The sequence below is a fragment of the Flexivirga oryzae genome, from assembly GCF_014190805.1.
Lineage (GTDB): Bacteria > Actinomycetota > Actinomycetes > Actinomycetales > Dermatophilaceae > Flexivirga > Flexivirga oryzae.
The window spans coordinates 1,597,463-1,613,275 of record NZ_JACHVQ010000001.1 but is presented as its reverse complement, the minus strand read 5'-3'; the positions used below and the strand labels follow the sequence as shown (position 1 = coordinate 1,613,275).

13 protein-coding genes are annotated in these 15,813 nt (G+C 69.2%); 5 read left to right on the top strand and 8 right to left on the bottom strand.

The annotated features are described in order from the left end of the window. Positions 1-100 precede the first annotated feature (100 nt). The gene (locus FHU39_RS07415) at positions 101-913 is read left to right on the top strand and encodes a trimeric intracellular cation channel family protein (RefSeq protein WP_183319755.1); all 813 of its coding nucleotides are present in this window, start codon (positions 101-103) and stop codon (positions 911-913) included. On the opposite strand, the gene ilvD is transcribed toward FHU39_RS07415, so the two are convergent. Further along, entirely contained in the window at positions 890-2,578 is a 1,689-nt protein-coding gene (gene ilvD, locus FHU39_RS07410) for a dihydroxy-acid dehydratase (protein WP_183319754.1), read from the bottom strand. The two genes, FHU39_RS07415 and ilvD, sit on opposite strands and share 24 nt — an antisense overlap. A gap of 25 nt (positions 2,579-2,603) precedes the next feature. Beyond that, the gene (locus FHU39_RS07405; protein WP_183319753.1) at positions 2,604-4,427 is read right to left on the bottom strand and encodes a glycoside hydrolase family 15 protein; all 1,824 of its coding nucleotides are present in this window, start codon (positions 4,425-4,427) and stop codon (positions 2,604-2,606) included. An 89-nt stretch (positions 4,428-4,516) separates the two neighbouring features. On the opposite strand from FHU39_RS07405, the gene FHU39_RS07400 reads away from it, so the two are divergent. Beyond that, on the top strand, positions 4,517-5,398 hold the full coding sequence (locus FHU39_RS07400) for a crotonase/enoyl-CoA hydratase family protein (RefSeq protein WP_183319752.1): 882 nt from the start codon (positions 4,517-4,519) through the stop codon (positions 5,396-5,398). 31 nt (positions 5,399-5,429) lie between these two features. Then, positions 5,430-6,029 carry a peroxidase-related enzyme gene (locus FHU39_RS07395; RefSeq protein WP_246336178.1) on the top strand — a complete coding sequence of 200 codons (600 nt, stop codon included), beginning with the start codon at positions 5,430-5,432 and terminating at the stop codon, positions 6,027-6,029. A gap of 219 nt (positions 6,030-6,248) precedes the next feature. Here FHU39_RS07395 and FHU39_RS07385 read toward each other — a convergent pair whose 3' ends face one another. After that, positions 6,249-7,379 (bottom strand): pyridoxal-phosphate-dependent aminotransferase family protein, encoded by a 1,131-nt coding sequence (locus FHU39_RS07385; protein WP_183319751.1) that lies wholly within the window; start codon positions 7,377-7,379, stop codon positions 6,249-6,251. Between the two features lie 124 nt (positions 7,380-7,503). On the opposite strand from FHU39_RS07385, the gene FHU39_RS07380 reads away from it, so the two are divergent. Then, the gene (locus FHU39_RS07380; protein WP_183319750.1) at positions 7,504-8,229 is read left to right on the top strand and encodes a VOC family protein; all 726 of its coding nucleotides are present in this window, start codon (positions 7,504-7,506) and stop codon (positions 8,227-8,229) included. 13 nt (positions 8,230-8,242) lie between these two features. On the opposite strand, the gene FHU39_RS07375 is transcribed toward FHU39_RS07380, so the two are convergent. After that, positions 8,243-9,091 (bottom strand): uracil-DNA glycosylase, encoded by an 849-nt coding sequence (locus tag FHU39_RS07375; RefSeq protein ID WP_183319749.1) that lies wholly within the window; start codon positions 9,089-9,091, stop codon positions 8,243-8,245. A gap of 46 nt (positions 9,092-9,137) precedes the next feature. On the opposite strand from FHU39_RS07375, the gene FHU39_RS24935 reads away from it, so the two are divergent. Then, the gene (locus tag FHU39_RS24935) at positions 9,138-10,397 is read left to right on the top strand and encodes a PIG-L family deacetylase (RefSeq protein WP_183319748.1); all 1,260 of its coding nucleotides are present in this window, start codon (positions 9,138-9,140) and stop codon (positions 10,395-10,397) included. Positions 10,398-10,437: 40 nt separating this feature from the next. On the opposite strand, the gene FHU39_RS07365 is transcribed toward FHU39_RS24935, so the two are convergent. The 4 genes from FHU39_RS07365 to FHU39_RS07350 are packed head-to-tail and all read right to left on the bottom strand — an operon-like array spanning position 10,438 to position 15,811. Continuing rightward, positions 10,438-11,805, bottom strand: a complete 1,368-nt coding sequence (locus tag FHU39_RS07365) for a DNA polymerase IV (protein ID WP_183319747.1) — start codon at positions 11,803-11,805, stop codon at positions 10,438-10,440. A gap of 42 nt (positions 11,806-11,847) precedes the next feature. Further along, the gene (locus tag FHU39_RS07360; protein ID WP_183319746.1) at positions 11,848-12,897 is read right to left on the bottom strand and encodes a glucose 1-dehydrogenase; all 1,050 of its coding nucleotides are present in this window, start codon (positions 12,895-12,897) and stop codon (positions 11,848-11,850) included. A 58-nt stretch (positions 12,898-12,955) separates the two neighbouring features. Beyond that, positions 12,956-15,043, bottom strand: a complete 2,088-nt coding sequence (locus tag FHU39_RS07355; protein WP_183319745.1) for a RecQ family ATP-dependent DNA helicase — start codon at positions 15,041-15,043, stop codon at positions 12,956-12,958. A 39-nt stretch (positions 15,044-15,082) separates the two neighbouring features. Then, on the bottom strand, positions 15,083-15,811 hold the full coding sequence (locus FHU39_RS07350; protein ID WP_183319744.1) for a lysophospholipid acyltransferase family protein: 729 nt from the start codon (positions 15,809-15,811) through the stop codon (positions 15,083-15,085). Positions 15,812-15,813: the final 2 nt, after the last annotated feature.

The window sequence follows — 15,813 nt, the reverse complement described above, 5'->3', positions numbered from 1 at the left end:
GACGGTGGTCCGGCGCGCTGGGCGCGTGCCGCGCGTGTGCTGCCCGGAACCGACTACGGTAGATCGCACCGATCGGTCCGGGCAGGAGGAAGCGCGACGCATGCAGCAGGACGGCCTGTCGGAGCTCTTCCGCATCCTCGATCTGACGGGCGTCTTCGCCAACGCCATCCTGGGCGGCCTGATCGCCCGCAAAGAACGTCTCGACCCGATCGGATTCGTCACGTTCGCGGTGCTGTCAGGACTGGGCGGCGGCATCCTGCGCGACATCCTGCTGCAGCACGGGCCGCCGGTCGCACTGCGCGACTACGCCTACCTGTTGACCGCCTTCGCGGGTGCCGCCATCAGCTACCTGGCCAACGTCAGGGGCCCGGTCTGGGAGCGGGTCTGGCCCGTGATCGACGCCATCGCCCTGGGCACCTGGGCCGCGGCAGGAGCCCAGAAGAGTCTCTCGGTCGGCCTGGGCTGGCTGCCCGCCATCCTGCTCGGCACGATCACCGCGGTGGGCGGGGGCGCCATCCGCGACATCGTGACGCGTCGTGTGCCGACGGTGCTCGGTGGTAACACGCTGTACGCGACCTGCGCGATCGTCGCGAGTGTCGTGCTCGTGACGTGCACCGAGAACGGTTATCCGACAACAGGATTGGTTGCGTCCACCATCACCGGTGCTGGTCTGTGCCTTGTGGCGAGGTGGCGTGGCTGGATCCTGCCCGAGGCCGACGCGTGGTCGGCACGGCGGGTGGTTGCCAGGGCGACGGGACTGGACACCGCCCGGCGCAGGAAGATCGCCCGGGCGTTGCATTCTCGCGCATCCCGGCCGACCGGGCGCGCGCGCAGGAGAACCCCGGGGTCCTCGCGGACCCACGGCAGCACGCACGACCAGGACGACCGCTCAGCCGGTGACGGCCCCGTGTGACGCGGACTGGGCGAACTTGGCGTACTTGGCCAGCACGCCCCGGGTGTACTTGGGCGCCGGCGGTGCCCAGCCCTCCGCCCGCTCGGCCAGTTCAGCGTCGTCGACGAGCAGCTCGAGCAACCGGTTGGCCGTGTCGAGCCGGATCCGGTCGCCATCGCGCACGAACGCGATCGGACCACGGTCCACCGCCTCCGGCGCCACGTGCCCGACACACGCCCCCGTGGTGCCGCCGGAGAAGCGTCCATCGGTCAACAGCAGCACGTCCTTGCCGAGACCGGCCCCCTTGATCGCGCCGGTGATCGCCAGCATCTCGCGCATACCGGGCCCGCCCTTCGGGCCTTCGTACCGTATGACGACAACGTCGCCCGCCACGATCTCGCCGTCCTCCAGAGCGGCCATGGCGGCCTGCTCACCGTCGAAGACACGCGCGGCGCCCTCGAAGACGTCCTCGTCGAAGCCGGCGCTCTTGATGACCGCACCTTCGGGGGCCAGTGAGCCCTTCAGGATCTTCAGCCCGCCGGACTTGTGGATCGGGTTCTGTACCGAGCGGATCACGTCACCGTCGGTCGCCGGCGGCGCGAGCTCCTCGAGGTTCTCCGCGACCGTCTTCCCGGTCACGGTGACACAGTCACCGTGGATCAGCCCGGCCTCGTACAACGCACGCATGACCACCGGGATCCCGCCGACCTTGTCGACGTCGTTCATCACGTAGCGCCCGAACGGCTTCAGGTCCCCGAGGTGCGGCACCTTGTCGCCGATGCGGTTGAAGTCGTCGATGGTCAGGTCGACATCGGCCTCGCGCGCCATCGCCAGCAGGTGGAGGACGGCGTTGGTGGATCCACCCAACGCCATCACGACGGTGATGGCGTTCTCGAACGCCTCCATCGTCATGATCTGCCGTGCGGTGATCCCCTGCCGCAACAGCTCGACCACGGCAGCACCCGACCGGTGGGCGTATCCGTCGCGGCGGCGATCCACGGCCGGTGGCGCCGCGGAGCCGGGCAGCGACATACCCATCGCCTCGGCGATGGACGCCATCGTGTTCGCGGTGTACATGCCGCCGCAGGCGCCCTCCCCCGGGCAGATCGCGCGTTCGATGCGATCGACCTCGTCGCGCGAGATAAGGCCTTTCAGGCACGCCCCGACAGCTTCGAACGCGTCGATGATCGTGACGTCCTTGCCGTCGACCTGCCCCGGCATGGTCGAGCCCGCGTAGAGGAACACCGATGCGAGGTCGAGGCGGGCGGCAGCCATCAACATGCCGGGCAGACTCTTGTCACAACCGGCCAACAGCACTGACCCGTCCATGCGCTCGGCCATCATCACGCACTCGACCGAATCCGCAATGATCTCGCGGGAAACGAGCGAGAAGTGCATCCCCTCGTGGCCCATCGAGATGCCGTCGGACACCGAGATGGTCCCGAACTCCAGTGGGTAGCCGCCGGCCGCGTGGACGCCGTTCTTCACCGCCTCGGCGAGCCGGTCCAGGGACAGGTTGCACGGCGTGATCTCGTTCCAACTGGACGCCACCCCGATCTGCGGTTTGGCGAAGTCCTCATCGCCCATACCCACCGCCCGCAGCATCCCGCGTGACGCGGTCTTCTCCAGACCGTCGGTGACGTCGCGGCTGCGGGGCTTGATGTCGATCTCAGGAGCGTCACTCATCTTCCTGAACGTAGCAGCGTGTGACTCACCGCGGGACCTCCCCCGGGATACCGGGATGCCAGATCGGCTCGTGGCTGCCGTGACCGCGGCCGGCGTGCAGCTGCAGCCCACTGGTCACGAGGGCGAAATGGCTGAACGCCTGCGGGGTGTTGCCGAGTTGACGCTGCTGGGTCGGATCCCACTCCTCACTCAGCAACCCGACGTCATTGCGCAGCGCCAGCAGCCGATCGAACAGCTGGATCGCGTCCTCCTGGCGCCCCGCAAGGTGCAGCGCGTCGACCATCCAGAAGGAGCACGCAAGGAACACACCCTCATCACCAGGGAGACCGTCGTCCGACGCGGAGTTCTGATAACGCAGTACCAGTCCGTCCTGGGTGAGCTCGCGGTTGATCGCGTCGATGGTGCCCAGCATCCGCGGGTCGTCGCCGCACAGGAAGCCGACGCGGGGAATGATCAGCAGGCTGGCATCGAGTGCCGTCTCGCCATACGACTGGACGAAGGTGTTGCGGTCCGCGTCGAATCCGTGGGCGAGCACGTCCGCGTGGATGGTGTCACGCAACGCCTCCCACCGATCCGCGGGACCGTGTAGTGAGTGGTGCCGGCGCACCGCCTTCGCCATGCGGTCGGCGGCCACCCAGGCCATCACCTTCGAATGTGTGAAGTGCCGACGTGGGCCACGCACCTCCCAGAGGCCGTTGTCCTTGTCGTTCCAGACACTCTCGAGGTGCTCCATCAGCAGAACCTGCAGGTCCCAGGCATCCTCAGTGGCGGCCAGTCCCGACTCACGTGCCAGGGCCAAGCCGTCCAGTGTCTCACCCCAGACGTCCAGTTGCAGCTGGCCCGCGGCCGCGTTGCCGACCCGTACCGGCGCCGAATCCTCATAGCCACGAAGCCAGTCCAACTCGCTCTCACTCAGCCTTCGAGTGCCGTCGAGGCTGTACATGATCTGGAGGTCAGCGGGATCCCCGGCGACCGCGCGTAGCAGCCACTCGCGCCACGCGTTCGCCTCGTCGAGGTAGCCGCCGGCAATGAGCGCCTGCAGGGTGTATGTCGCATCCCGCAGCCAGCAATACCGGTAATCCCAGTTGCGAGATCCGCCCACCTGCTCCGGCAGCGAAGTGGTGGCTGCTGCGACGATCCCACCGGTCGGTTGGTAGGTCAGCGCCTTCAGGGTGAGCAGCGATCGCTTGATCGCATCGCGGTACGGGCCGGTCAGGTCGTGGCCTCGCTCAGCCCACCCGTGCCAGTAACCGAGCGTGTCCTGGAGCGCTTGCTCCGCATCGACAGGATCTGGACGGCGCTGATAACTGGGTGACCAGGTCAGGACGAACGGCACCCGGTCACCGGCGTGGACCGTGAACTCCGACACGGTCGACCACTCGTGGCCACGCGTCGGTGCCGGTGTGCGCAACCGGACGGCGTCGGGGCCGGCGACCGCCAGGATCTGATCATCGTCGTGGTGCACCCACGGGCGGACCTTCCCGTAGTCGAAGCGGAGCGTGAGCTCGCCATACATCTGCACGCTGCCGCTGACCCCCTCGACGATCCGCACGATGTCCGGAGCGTGTTCACGCGGAGGCATGAAGTCGATGACTCGAACGGTGCCTTCGTCTGTCTCCCATTCAGTTTCGAGCACCAGAGAGTCTTCGACGTAGTGCCTGCTGGTGCACGGTCCAGCACCGCCGGGCGCGAGTTTCCACCGGCCGGCACCCGGGTCATCAAGGAGCGCCGCAAAACACGCGGGTGAGTCGAAACGCGGCAAGCACAGCCAATCCACCGAACCCTCCGAGCTGACCAGCGCAGCGGTCTGCAGATCGCCGAGAAGTGCGTAGTCCTCGATCCGTCCCATGCTTTGGCATGGTGCCACACGGGGCCGTACGTCTCAGGTCTGCTGCGACTAGGGTCGGTGCGGAACAAACTCCGCCGGAAGGACACCGCATGACTCTGCAGACCCTGCAGCGAAGCGTCGAGGACGGAGTCCTGACGGTGACTCTGAGCCGCCCCGACCAGTTGAACGCCTTCACGGTCACCATGGCCGATGAACTCGAGCGGACCTTCCGTGAAGTCAACGGTGACGACTCCGTGCGGGCAGTGATCGTCACCGGCGCCGGACGCGCGTTCTGTGCCGGGATGGACCTGTCGTCGGAGGGCAACGTGTTCGGCCTGGATGAGGCGGCTCGACCCACCCTCGCTGACATGGCGGATCTGAGCAACCCGGAGATCGCGCGGGTGCGTGACACCGGCGGACGGGTGACGCTCGCGATCCACGACTGCCGCAAGCCGGTGATCGCCGCCATCAACGGCCCCGCCGTCGGCATCGGCGCCACCATGACGCTGGCGATGGACGCCAGACTGGTGTCCACCGCCGCACGGTTCGGGCTGGTCTTCGGCCGGCTCGGCATCGTGCCGGAGGCGGCGTCGACCTGGTTCCTGCCCCGTGTCGTCGGGATGCCCCGCGCCCTCGATCTCGCGCTGTCCGCCGACATACTCGATGCGAACGCAACGGTCGAAAACGGTTTGGCCACAGCGGCATACGAACCGGCGCAGTTGCTGCCGGCGGCGCGGGCGTTGGCCGACCGGTGGACCAAGGGCAGGTCCCCTGTGGCCGTCGCGCTGACCCGCCAGATGCTGCGCCGCAATGCGGCGTTCGACCACCCGGCGGACGCACACCGGGTCGACTCGCTCGGCATGTTCTGGTCGAGTGTCGGCGATGGCAAGGAGGGCGTCGCGGCATTCCTGGAGAAGCGCACGCCCGACTTCACCGGGCAGGCATCGGCCATGCCCGACTTCTACACCGAGTGGATCGACGAAACCCCTTGAGCACTGTGGAATGAGAGAGAAGGAGACCGCGATGACCGGACACATGGACCCCGAGATCATGAAGCGCTTCCCCGTCGTCGACGTGGACGACCTGCCGCAGGACCTGCGGGATCGCATCCTCGCGGTGAGCGAGAAGTCGGGCTTCATCCCGAACGTCTTCATCGGGATCGCCCAGCGACCCGACGAGATGCGCGCCTTCTTCGATTTCCACGACTCGCTCATGGACCGGGAGACGCCGGGGCTGAGCAAGGCCGAACGGGAGATGATCGTCGTGGCGACGAGCGCCGCGAACTCGTGTCTCTACTGCGTGGTCGCCCATGGCGCGATCGCCCGCATCCGGACGAAGAACCCTTACATCTCAGACCAATTGGCGACCGACTGGCGCAAGGCCGACCTGGACGAGCGGCAGTACGCCATCATCGAGGCTGCGGTGAAGCTGTCGGTGCGGCCGTCGGAGATCGTCGACGCCGATCTGGACGGGTTGCGTCGGCACGGCCTCTCCGAGGAGGACATCTACGACGTCGGCACCATCACGGCATTCTTCGCGATGAGCAACCGTTTGGTCCACTGGAGCGGCCTGATGCCCAACAAGGAGTTCTACCTGATGGGCCGCATCCCGAAGGAGGGCTGACCGGGTCAGCGCTGCAACGGCTGGTAGAAGACCAGCCCGTTGCCCATGTTGTCGTAGACCACTGCCCGACGCTCGTGCGCGTCGTTGTATGCCGCCCGCACGATCGCGCCGCCCAGCTTCTCGATCGAGGCCGCACCACCGGTTGACGGTCAGAACACCGGTTGACGGCGCAATTGCGCCGTCAACCGGTGTCTGGAGCGTCAATGGGGGCTCCGAGCGTCAATCGCCGAGTTCGTCCAGCGCGGTCTTGAAGCGCTCGACGGTGCCGTCGACGTCGCCCAGCTTGTCCAGGCCGAAGAGCCCGATCCGGAACGCCCCGAAGTCCGCGGGTTCGCCGCACTGCAGGGGCACACCGGCAGCGACCTGGACACCCACCTGCTTGATCTTGGCACCGGTCTTCAGCTCGGGGTCGTCGGTGTGGACGACAACGACGCTGGGCGAGGCGAATTCGTCCGCCGCCACGGACCGGAAGCCCGCCTCCGCGAGCACCGCGCGCACCTTCGTGCCAAGTTCGGCCTGCGCGGCACGCAGCTTCTCGAGTCCGAGGTCGCGGGCCTCCAACATCAGGGCCGCGTTGTGTGCGAGGCCGTCCGTCGGCATGGTCGCGTGGTAGGGCGTCTGGCCCTCGACATACGACTCGGTGATCCACAGCCACTTCTTCAGGTCCATCGCGAAGCTGCTGGAGGTGGAGTCCTCCACGGCGGCACGCGCGGCCTCGTTCAGCATCACGTAACCCGCACACGGTGTACCGCTCCAGCCCTTCTGCGGCGCGGTGAGCAGCACGTCCACACCGAGGTCGCCCATGTCGACCCACAGCGCACCCGACGCCACGCAGTCGAGCACGAACAGGCCGCCGACCTCGTGGACCGCCGCGGACACCGCGCGCACGTAGTCGTCGGGCAGCACGATGCCGGACGCGGTCTCGACGTGCGGTGCGAACACGACCTCGGGCCGCTTCTCGCGGATCTGCGCGACGACCTCGTCGACCGGTGCCGGCTGCCAGGCCGCCTGGTGCTCGTCACTCAGCGGACGCGCGGCGCAGACGGTGACGTCGTCGGTGATGTGTCCGGCGTCGAAGATCTGGGACCAGCGGTAGGAGAAGGCGCCGTTGCGTATGACGAGCGCGCGCCGTCCGGTGGCCAGCTGACGGGCGATGGCCTCCATCCCGTAGGAGCCGCCGCCGGGAACGATCGCGACGGTGTGCGCGCCGTAGGTGCTCCGCAGCACGTCGATGGTGTCCTGCATGACCCGCACGAAACGCTGGGACATGTGGTTGAGCGAGCGGTCGGTGAAGACGACCGAGTACTCGAGCAGGCCGTCCGGATCGATGTCATCGTGTGGCAAGTTCACCCTCGAACGGTCCCACATCCGACCGCTGTCAGGGCGACGAGGTCCACCTGACGGCGAAAATTGCGTTGTCCGCCACCCGATCGGTGCCTAGCGTCGTGGGCACCCCACCCCCACGGAGGCGCCCATGTCCGTTCGACTGTTCGCGATCACCTTCGGAGCCCAGGATCCGTCCCACGAGGCGGACTTCTGGTCCGCGGTCCTGGACCGGCCCGTCGGGCCGGACGACCGCGGCGGCGTCCAGCTCCCGGTCACGAACGCCGGGCAGCCGCTGATCCGTTTCGTCCCGCGCGCCGAGCCGAAGACGACCCCGAACCGTGGGCACTTCGATCTGACCAGTTCGTCCCACGCCGATCAGGGGCTGACCGTCGCCCGCGCGCTCGACGCCGGTGGCCGCCGCATCGACATCGGTCAGGGCGCCGATGCGGAGCACACCGTCATGGCGGATCCGGAGGACAACGAGTTCTGTGTCATCCCGCCCGGCAACAACTTCCTCGCCGGGACGGGCACCATCGGGTGCCTCGCCTGCGACGGCAGTCAGGCCGTGGGCTACTTCTGGAGCAGGGCCCTGCAATGGCCGCTGGTCTGGGACCAGGAGCAGGAGACGGCGATCCAGGCGCCCTCGGGCGGCAGCAAGATCAGCTGGGGCGGCGAGCCTATTGAGCCCCAGACCGGTTACAACCGGGTTCACCTCGACCTGGCGGTCCGGTCGGAGGCCGAACTCGCTGATGCCGCAACGCAGCTGACGTCCCTCGGCGCGACCCGATGGGCCGGCCCGGTATGCCGCGGGGCCGTTGGCTTCGCCGACCCGGACGGCACCGAGTTCTGCGTCCTGGTCGCCCCCTCGGTATGACGCCCGGCGCGTCTCAGCCGAGTTCGCGCACCAGCGCGAGCACGTCGTCCAGCATGGACTCGGTGAGTCGCCCGGTGAAGGTGTTCTGCTGGCTCACGTGGTAGCACCCCACCAGCTCGACCGGTCCGTTCGGCGTCAGCAACGTCGCTCGGGCACCGTGCCCGAACTTCGGCTTCGGCCGCGGCACCTCCCAGCCGAGCGTCCGGGCGGTGGAAATGGTTGTGTCCCAGCCGATCCCGCCCAACGTGAGAATGACGCGCAGCGTGTCGGCCGACAGTTGCAGCTCCCGTTCCAGCCACGGCGCGCAGGTGGCCTTCTCGGCGGTGGTCGGCTTGTTCGCCGGCGGTGCGCAGCGGACCGGGGCGGTGATCCGGATCCCGCGCAGTTGCAGGCCGTCTCCGGCGCTCATCGAGGACGGCTGATTCGCGAACCCGGCACGGTGGAGCGCGGCGAAGAGCCAGTCCCCCGACCGGTCACCGGTGAACATCCGTCCCGTGCGGTTCGCGCCGTTCGCCGCCGGCGCCAGCCCGACGATGAGCCGTGTGGCGTCGACATCGCCGAAGGCAGGCACCGGCCGCCCCCAGTAGGGCTCCTGCGCGAACGACCGTCGACGACCGGTCGTGGCGACCTCCTCCCGCCACGCGACGAGCCTCGGGCAGGCGCGGCAGACCGAGATGCGCGCGTCGAGTTCGTCGATCGTCCCCGCCGATCGGGCCAGGCGACGCACCGCGGCAGGCGTGCCGGCCACCGGGGTGTCACCGGTGGCGCGGTCCCCCGGCCACCCGGTCCCGGCCGGCACGGGTGACTCGAAGGGCTGCCCGGTCAGCGGATGGGGATCCCTTCGCATCTCGGCTGACGTCATGACCCTCTTCTACCCGGTGTCGGCGCGTGGTGCCAAAATTCCTGGAATGTCGACCATCGTCTTCTTCCACGCGCATCCCGACGACGAGAGTTCGCAGACCGCCGGCTCCATGTCACGCGCTTCGGACGAGGGTCATCGCGTGGTGGTCGTCTACGCCACCGGCGGCGAGCACGGCGAAGTGCCCGACGACCTGGCCCCCGGCGAGTCCTTGGCGGCCCGGCGTCGTGCCGAGGCCGAGGCGTCGGCACGGGTCACCGGCACTGCGCGCGTCGCCTGGCTGGGCTACCACGACTCCGGCATGACCGGTTGGGAGCAGAACTCCGACCCGGAGTCCTTCCACCAGGCACCGCTCGAGGACGCCGCGGCGCGACTCGCCGCGATCCTCGACGAGGAGGACGCCGACGTCCTGGTCGGTTACGACTGGCACGGCAGCTACGGCCACCCCGATCACGTCAAGGTGCACGCCGTCACCTACGCCGCGGCCGAGCGTGCGGCGCGCACCCCACGGGTGCTCGAAGAGACGATGAACCGCGACGCCATGCGGGCGCAGGCGGACGCGGCGCGAGCCGCCGGGCTCGACATGAACTTCGACCCGGACGGCCCGATGGACGACGGCAACCCGATGGGTATGCCGGAAGCCGAACTCCATTGGGCAGTCGACGTTTCCGACTACCTGGATCGCATTCGCGCCGCGATGCGATCGCACCGCAGCCAGGTGTCCGACATCGGCATGTTCATGGCGATGCCCCCGGACGTCTTCGCGAAATCGTTCGGCACCGAATACTTCCTCGAACGCGGCCGACCGGACGGCATGGTGCACGGCTGGTTCCTGGATGCGTCGCCCATCGACCGGTCGGCCGGGCGTCTGCTGCCGGCCGAGGACATCCCGGTCATGCAGGAGTTCGACTGCGGCACGCTGGACGTCACGGAGGAAGCGATCATCGCCTACGCATCGGCGTGGGACCCGCAATACTTCCACGTGGACCCGCAGCTCGCGGCGACCAGTGACTTCGGTGGGCTGATCGCGAGCGGTCTGCACACGCTGTCGATCTATCAGAAGCTCGCCGTCGAGGCGGTCTACAACAAGTACGACGTCATCGCCGGTCGCGCCCTGCGGGAGGTGAGGTTCCTGCGCCCGGTCCGCGCCGGCGATGGGCTGAGCTGCTCGGTGACCATGCTGTCCGTCGTGCCGGACGGCCCCGGCCGGTGTGCGGTGGTCATCCAGGGGCGGCTGCGCAATCAGCTCGGCAAACCGGTGCTGGAGGTCGAGGTGGACTGTCTCATCCGATCGCGCGACCGCGCCTGACCGCGGCTCCGGACCGGTCGGCCCGGCATCGGCGACGCCGTCACCACTGCGGCGGCCCGGTCTTGCGCAGCGCGGGGTCGTCGGCGCGAAAGGTCCGCACCGGCCCGGGGCCGGTCGTCGGGCCCTCGAAGCGGACGGTCACCCGCCCCAGCCCACTGCCCCACACCCAGCCCGTGCCCTGCTCGGTGTGCTCGACGTCCTGGCCGGGCCACCAGTCCGGCGGACCGTCCCCGGTGTATGCCGCGGGGCCCGGCGTGCGACGCACATCGCCCGCCGGGGTCGCCGGCACCTCGGCGTCGGCCTCACCGATCGGCAGCAACGGGTCATGGTCCTCGTCGAAGCGCAGCTGCTCCTGCGCGTGCGTGCTGAGCCCGGACACACCGACACCGAGCAACCGCAAGCCGTTCGACACGTCGACCCCGGCGAGGAGCCGGCGCGCCACGTCGAGGATCACGCCGGCGTCACCGGTCGGGTGCAGCAACGTCTCGGACCGTGTCGACGTCGCGAAGTCGTGCTGCCGGACCTTGATGGTGACGGTCCGCGCGAATGCGGCTGACTTGCCGAGCCGTGCGGCGGTACGCCGGGCCAGGCTGACCAGTTCGGCGTCCAGCACGTCGTGGTCGACGACGTCGTGCTCGAAGGTCTCCTCCGCGGAGACGCTCTTGGCCTCCCGCTCGACGACCACCTCCCGGTCGTCCCGGGCACGCGCCAGCTCGTAGAGGCTGCCGCCGTGCGCCGACCCGAAGATGCTCACCAGGTCGGGGCGTTCCATCCGCTGCAGGTCGGCGACCGTCTCCACCCCGAAGCTGCGCAGCCGGGCCTCGGTGGCGGGACCGATGCCGCTCACCACCCGCACCGACAGTGGGGCCAGCAGCTCCAGCTCCTGGCCCGGTGGCACGAGCACCAACCCTGCGGGCTTGTCCAGGTCGGAGCCGATCTTCGCCAGCATCTTCGACGTGCCGATGCCGGCAGAGGCGGTCAAACCACCTGTGGCTGCGGTGATCTCGCGCAGGAGGTCGTTGACGGTGGCGCGGACCCCGTCCGGAGTCAGATCGAGCCCCTCCCCGGCCGCCAGGTCGACATACGCCTCATCCACACTGACCTGTTCGACCAGCGGGGACACCTGCCGCAGCAGGTCCATGACGATCCGGCTCGATGCCCGATACGCGTCGCCGCGAGGGTAGAGGAACGCGGTGCCGGGTGGGCATCTGCGCCGGGCCTCCGCGGTCGGCATGGCCGAGCGCGCACCGAAGCGACGGGCTTCGTATGACGCGGTGGCGACGACACCGCGCGCGCCGATGCCCCCGACGCACACCGGTTTGCCGCGCAGTGACGGTTTGTCGCGCTGCTCGACGGCGGCGAAGAAGGCGTCCAGGTCCAGATGCATGATGCTGGCCGTGGAACGCACCTGCACATTGTCCCCGAGACGACCGACAGGCCGGGTGCCCGGTCAGCCGATGGTCAGCACGACCTTGACGTCGTCCTGCTGTGCGGCGAACGCGTCGGCGAACTTCTCCAGCGGGACGCGGCGGGTCACCAGTCGTTCCAGCCAGCCGAGGTCGGCGGCGGCAAGTGCTTCTGCCGCGGCCCGGTAGTGCCGCAGGTTGGCGTTGACCGAGCCGACGACGGCGCTGTTCCCGAGCACCGTCGAGCGGTTGATCGTGCCCAGGTCGAGGGTCTCCTGCTCACCCGGGTCGGAGATGCCGGTCAGCACGGTGATCGCGTAGGGCTTCGGGTTGGCCAGCACGGCGCCGAGGACCGGCGTGGCGCCGGTGCCTTCGATGACCACGTCCGGCTCGACGGACTTGATGACCTGGTCGACGTTCTCGGAGTGGTAGGTCGCGCCGAGGTCGCCGACCAGGTCCGGTTTGAGCCCCTCCGTCACCCGGTCCAGCACGTGCACGTCCAGCCCGCGTTGGGTGCCGATCATCGCCGCGAGCAGGCCGATCGACCCGGCGCCGGTCACCAGCACCGAGCGCGGTTCGAACCAGCCACGGCCACCGATCCGGTCGACCTGTTCCCACGCCTTCGCGACGATCGTGGTGGGTTCCATCAGCATGCCGACGGTTTCGAGGGCCGGGTCCAGCTTCACCGCGTGCGCGGACTGGACCCGCCAGCGCTCGGCGGCGAAGCCGTGCAACTGCTTGATGCCGTGCTCGGTGTACCGACCGTTGCGGCACATGTCCCACTCGCCGTGCGCGCAGGCACCGCACGGGACCGGGTCCGGCATACGGACCACACCCACGATGAGGTCACCGGCGGCGAAGCCACTGCCACTCGGGGCCTCACGCACCCGCCCGAGCGCCTCGTGGCCGAGGATCAACCGCTCGGATCCGTCGGGTGCCCAGCCATAGGAGCCGTCCGCGAGCTCGTGGTCGGTGCCGCAGACCCCGACGGCCAGGCCGTCGACCAGCACGTCACCCAGCGCGTCGTCCGGCTCGGGCATGTCCTCGACCGAGAGACTGCCGGACTGTCCAGGTATGACGGTGAGTGCACGCATGACTGCGAAGCTACCCGATCCGATGGAACCCTCCGTGAACGCCCGGCGAACCGCAATCTCAGCCGACGGAACGGTGCAACAGCAACGGCAGCACCGCGTTGGCACCGGCGGTTCTCAGGGTCGCCGCGGCCAGGGTGACAGCCCACCCGGACGAGGACCGGTCGACCACGAGCAGGACCGTCCGGTCGGCGACGTCCGGCACGGTGCTGTCCTGGAGTGCGTCCCGCCAGAAGGTCGCCTCGTCGACGGAGGCCGCGTCGGCCGGCGGCGTCCCGTCGAACTGCCACGGCGCGGTCGGCAAGCGGCCGGCAGCGCCCAGTGACTCCACGACCCCGCCGACCAGTTGGGGATGTCCGAGTGCGCTGAGGCCGACGATGAGCTGCGGCCGCGTGGACCACGACCACTGCGCCAGCGTGCGCACGCACGCGTCGAGCAGGTCCGCCGGCGGCGGCGCGTCGTGGCGCAACGGCCCGGCCAGCAGGTCGCCCCACTCCACGGCGTCCGCGTGCACGATCACCCGGCCCTCGTCGGCCGCCTCGGCTGCCGGGATCCGGCCGCGGCGCCCGAACGCCCCGCCCGGCCACATCTTGCGTGGCTCCAGCAGGTGTTGCTCGGTGCGGAGCACCTGCCGGACCTGTGCCATGGTGTCCGGTGCCGGTTGCGCACCCAGTGGATCCGGCAGCTGCCCGAGACAGACCGAGCAACGGCCGCACGGCGCGGCGTCCGGGTCGTCCAGCGACTGCTGCAGCAACTGCATCAAGCACTGCTCGCCGCGGATGTAGCGCCGCATGATGTCGGCTTCGCGCCGCCGGACCGCGAGCACCCCGTCGTAGTGGTCCTGGTCGTAGCGCCACGGCGTGCCCGTGGCCCGCCAGCCGTCCGCCGAGCGTTCGGTGATGCCGTCGACCGCCAGCTGCTTCAGCAGCAGGTCGACTTTTGTGCGCCGTAGTCCCGTCTCGGCCTCCAGCTGCGGGACGGACATCGTCGCCTCGGCGGAGCCGAGGGTGTCCAGCAGGCTGCGGACCTGCGGCTCCTTGGGGATGGTCGCGGTCGCGAAGTAGTCCCACACGCCGTCGTCGCCCGCCGAGGGCAGCAGCGCCACCAGGGCGTGGTCGATCGCGCGCCCGGCACGCCCGACCTGCTGGTAGTACGACACCGGGGACGGCGGCGCTCCGACGTGTATGACGAATCCGAGGTCCGGCTTGTCGTAGCCCATCCCGAGGGCCGAGGTGGCGACCAGGGCCTTGACGCGGTTGTCCCTCAGGTCGGCCTCCAGCGACTCGCGGCTGTCGGAGTCGAGCTGTCCGGTGTAGGCCGCGACCGGCAGCTGCGCGCCATACCTGCTGCGGATCGCTTCGGTGAGCCGCTCGGCGTCGGCCACGGTCAGCGTGTAGACGATGCCCGACCCCGCCAGCTGCGGCAGGTGGTCGACCACCCAGGCGAAGCGCTGCAACGGGTCCATCAGGAGCAGCACGGCCAATTGCAGACTGGCCCGCGCCAGGGGTCCGCGCAGCACCACCGTGTCGTCGCCGAACTGTGCGGCGATGTCCTCCACGACGCGGGCGTTGGCGGTGGCGGTCGTGGCAAGGACCGGCGTGTCGGGGTTGAGCCGGCGCAGCACGTCGGTGACCCGGCGATAGTCCGGCCGGAAGTCGTGGCCCCAGTCCGACACCGAGTGCGCTTCGTCGACGACCACCAGACCGAGGGCGCCGGTGAGAGCCTCCATCACACGTGCGCCGAAGGTGGGGTTGGCCAGGCGCTCCGGTGACACCAGCAGCACGTCGACCTCACCCGCGGCGAGGTCGGCCTCGATCCGTTGCCACTCCCCGACGTTCGAACTGTTCAGCGTCGCCGCGCGCAACCCGGCGCGCGAGGCCGCCGCGACCTGGTCCCGCATCAGCGACAGAAGTGGCGAGATGACCAGGGTCGGGCCGCGGCCCTGGGCACGCAGCCAGGACGTCGCGATCCAGTAGACCGCCGACTTGCCCCAACCGGTCGCCTGGACCACCAGCACCCTCGCACCCGGCCGTGTGAGGGCCTGCAGCGCCTCCAGCTGCCCGTCACGCAGGTGCGCGTCCGGGCCGGCGAGGACACCCAGTACGTCGTCGGCGACGGTTTCGATGCTCGGGGAGGTCACGGAAGTCATGGTGTCAGTCTGTGACCGGGCACCGACAACCCGTGGCGGTCAGGGCTGTTGCCCCTCGGTACGCCGCTCAGCCTCCTCGGGTATGGGCGCGGTGCCGCCGAGGCGGGCCGGCAGGTACTTCAGATCGCCGCCGGTCAGCGGTTCGTAGCCCTCCTGCACGGCGTGCAGCATCGTCTCCATCCGGGTGCGGAGGGCGACGGTCTCCGCCTCGACGTCCGCGTCCGCCGCGATCGGGATCGGGGCGCCGACGTCGATCCGGATCGGCACCTTCGGCCGCCACATGTTCCGCGGCTGACCCTTGGTCCACACCCGTTGCGAGCCCCACAGGATCATCGGGATCACCGGAACACCGGCCTCCTTCGCCATCCGGACCGCACCGGACTTGAACGGCAGCAGTTCGAAGGACTGCGAGATGGTCGTCTCCGGGAACACGCCGATGAGTTCGCCGGCGCGCAGCGCATCCACCGCCGCTCGATAGGCGTCCGCGCCCGCCGAGCGGTCCACTGGGATGTGCTTCATCCCGCGCATGAGGGGACCGGACACCTTGTGCTCGAAGACGTCCTTCTTGGCCATGAAGCGCACCAGTCGCCCGACGTCGAGCGCCGAGTACCCGGCGTAGGAGAAGTCGAAGTAGCCGATGTGGTTCATCGCGATGACCGCGCCACCCGTGCGTGGGATGTTCTCGGACCCGGTGCGTTCGAACTTCAGCCCCTGCAACGCGAAGACGCCGCGGGCGAAGGTGATCACGCCGGTGTAGATCGGTTCCATGC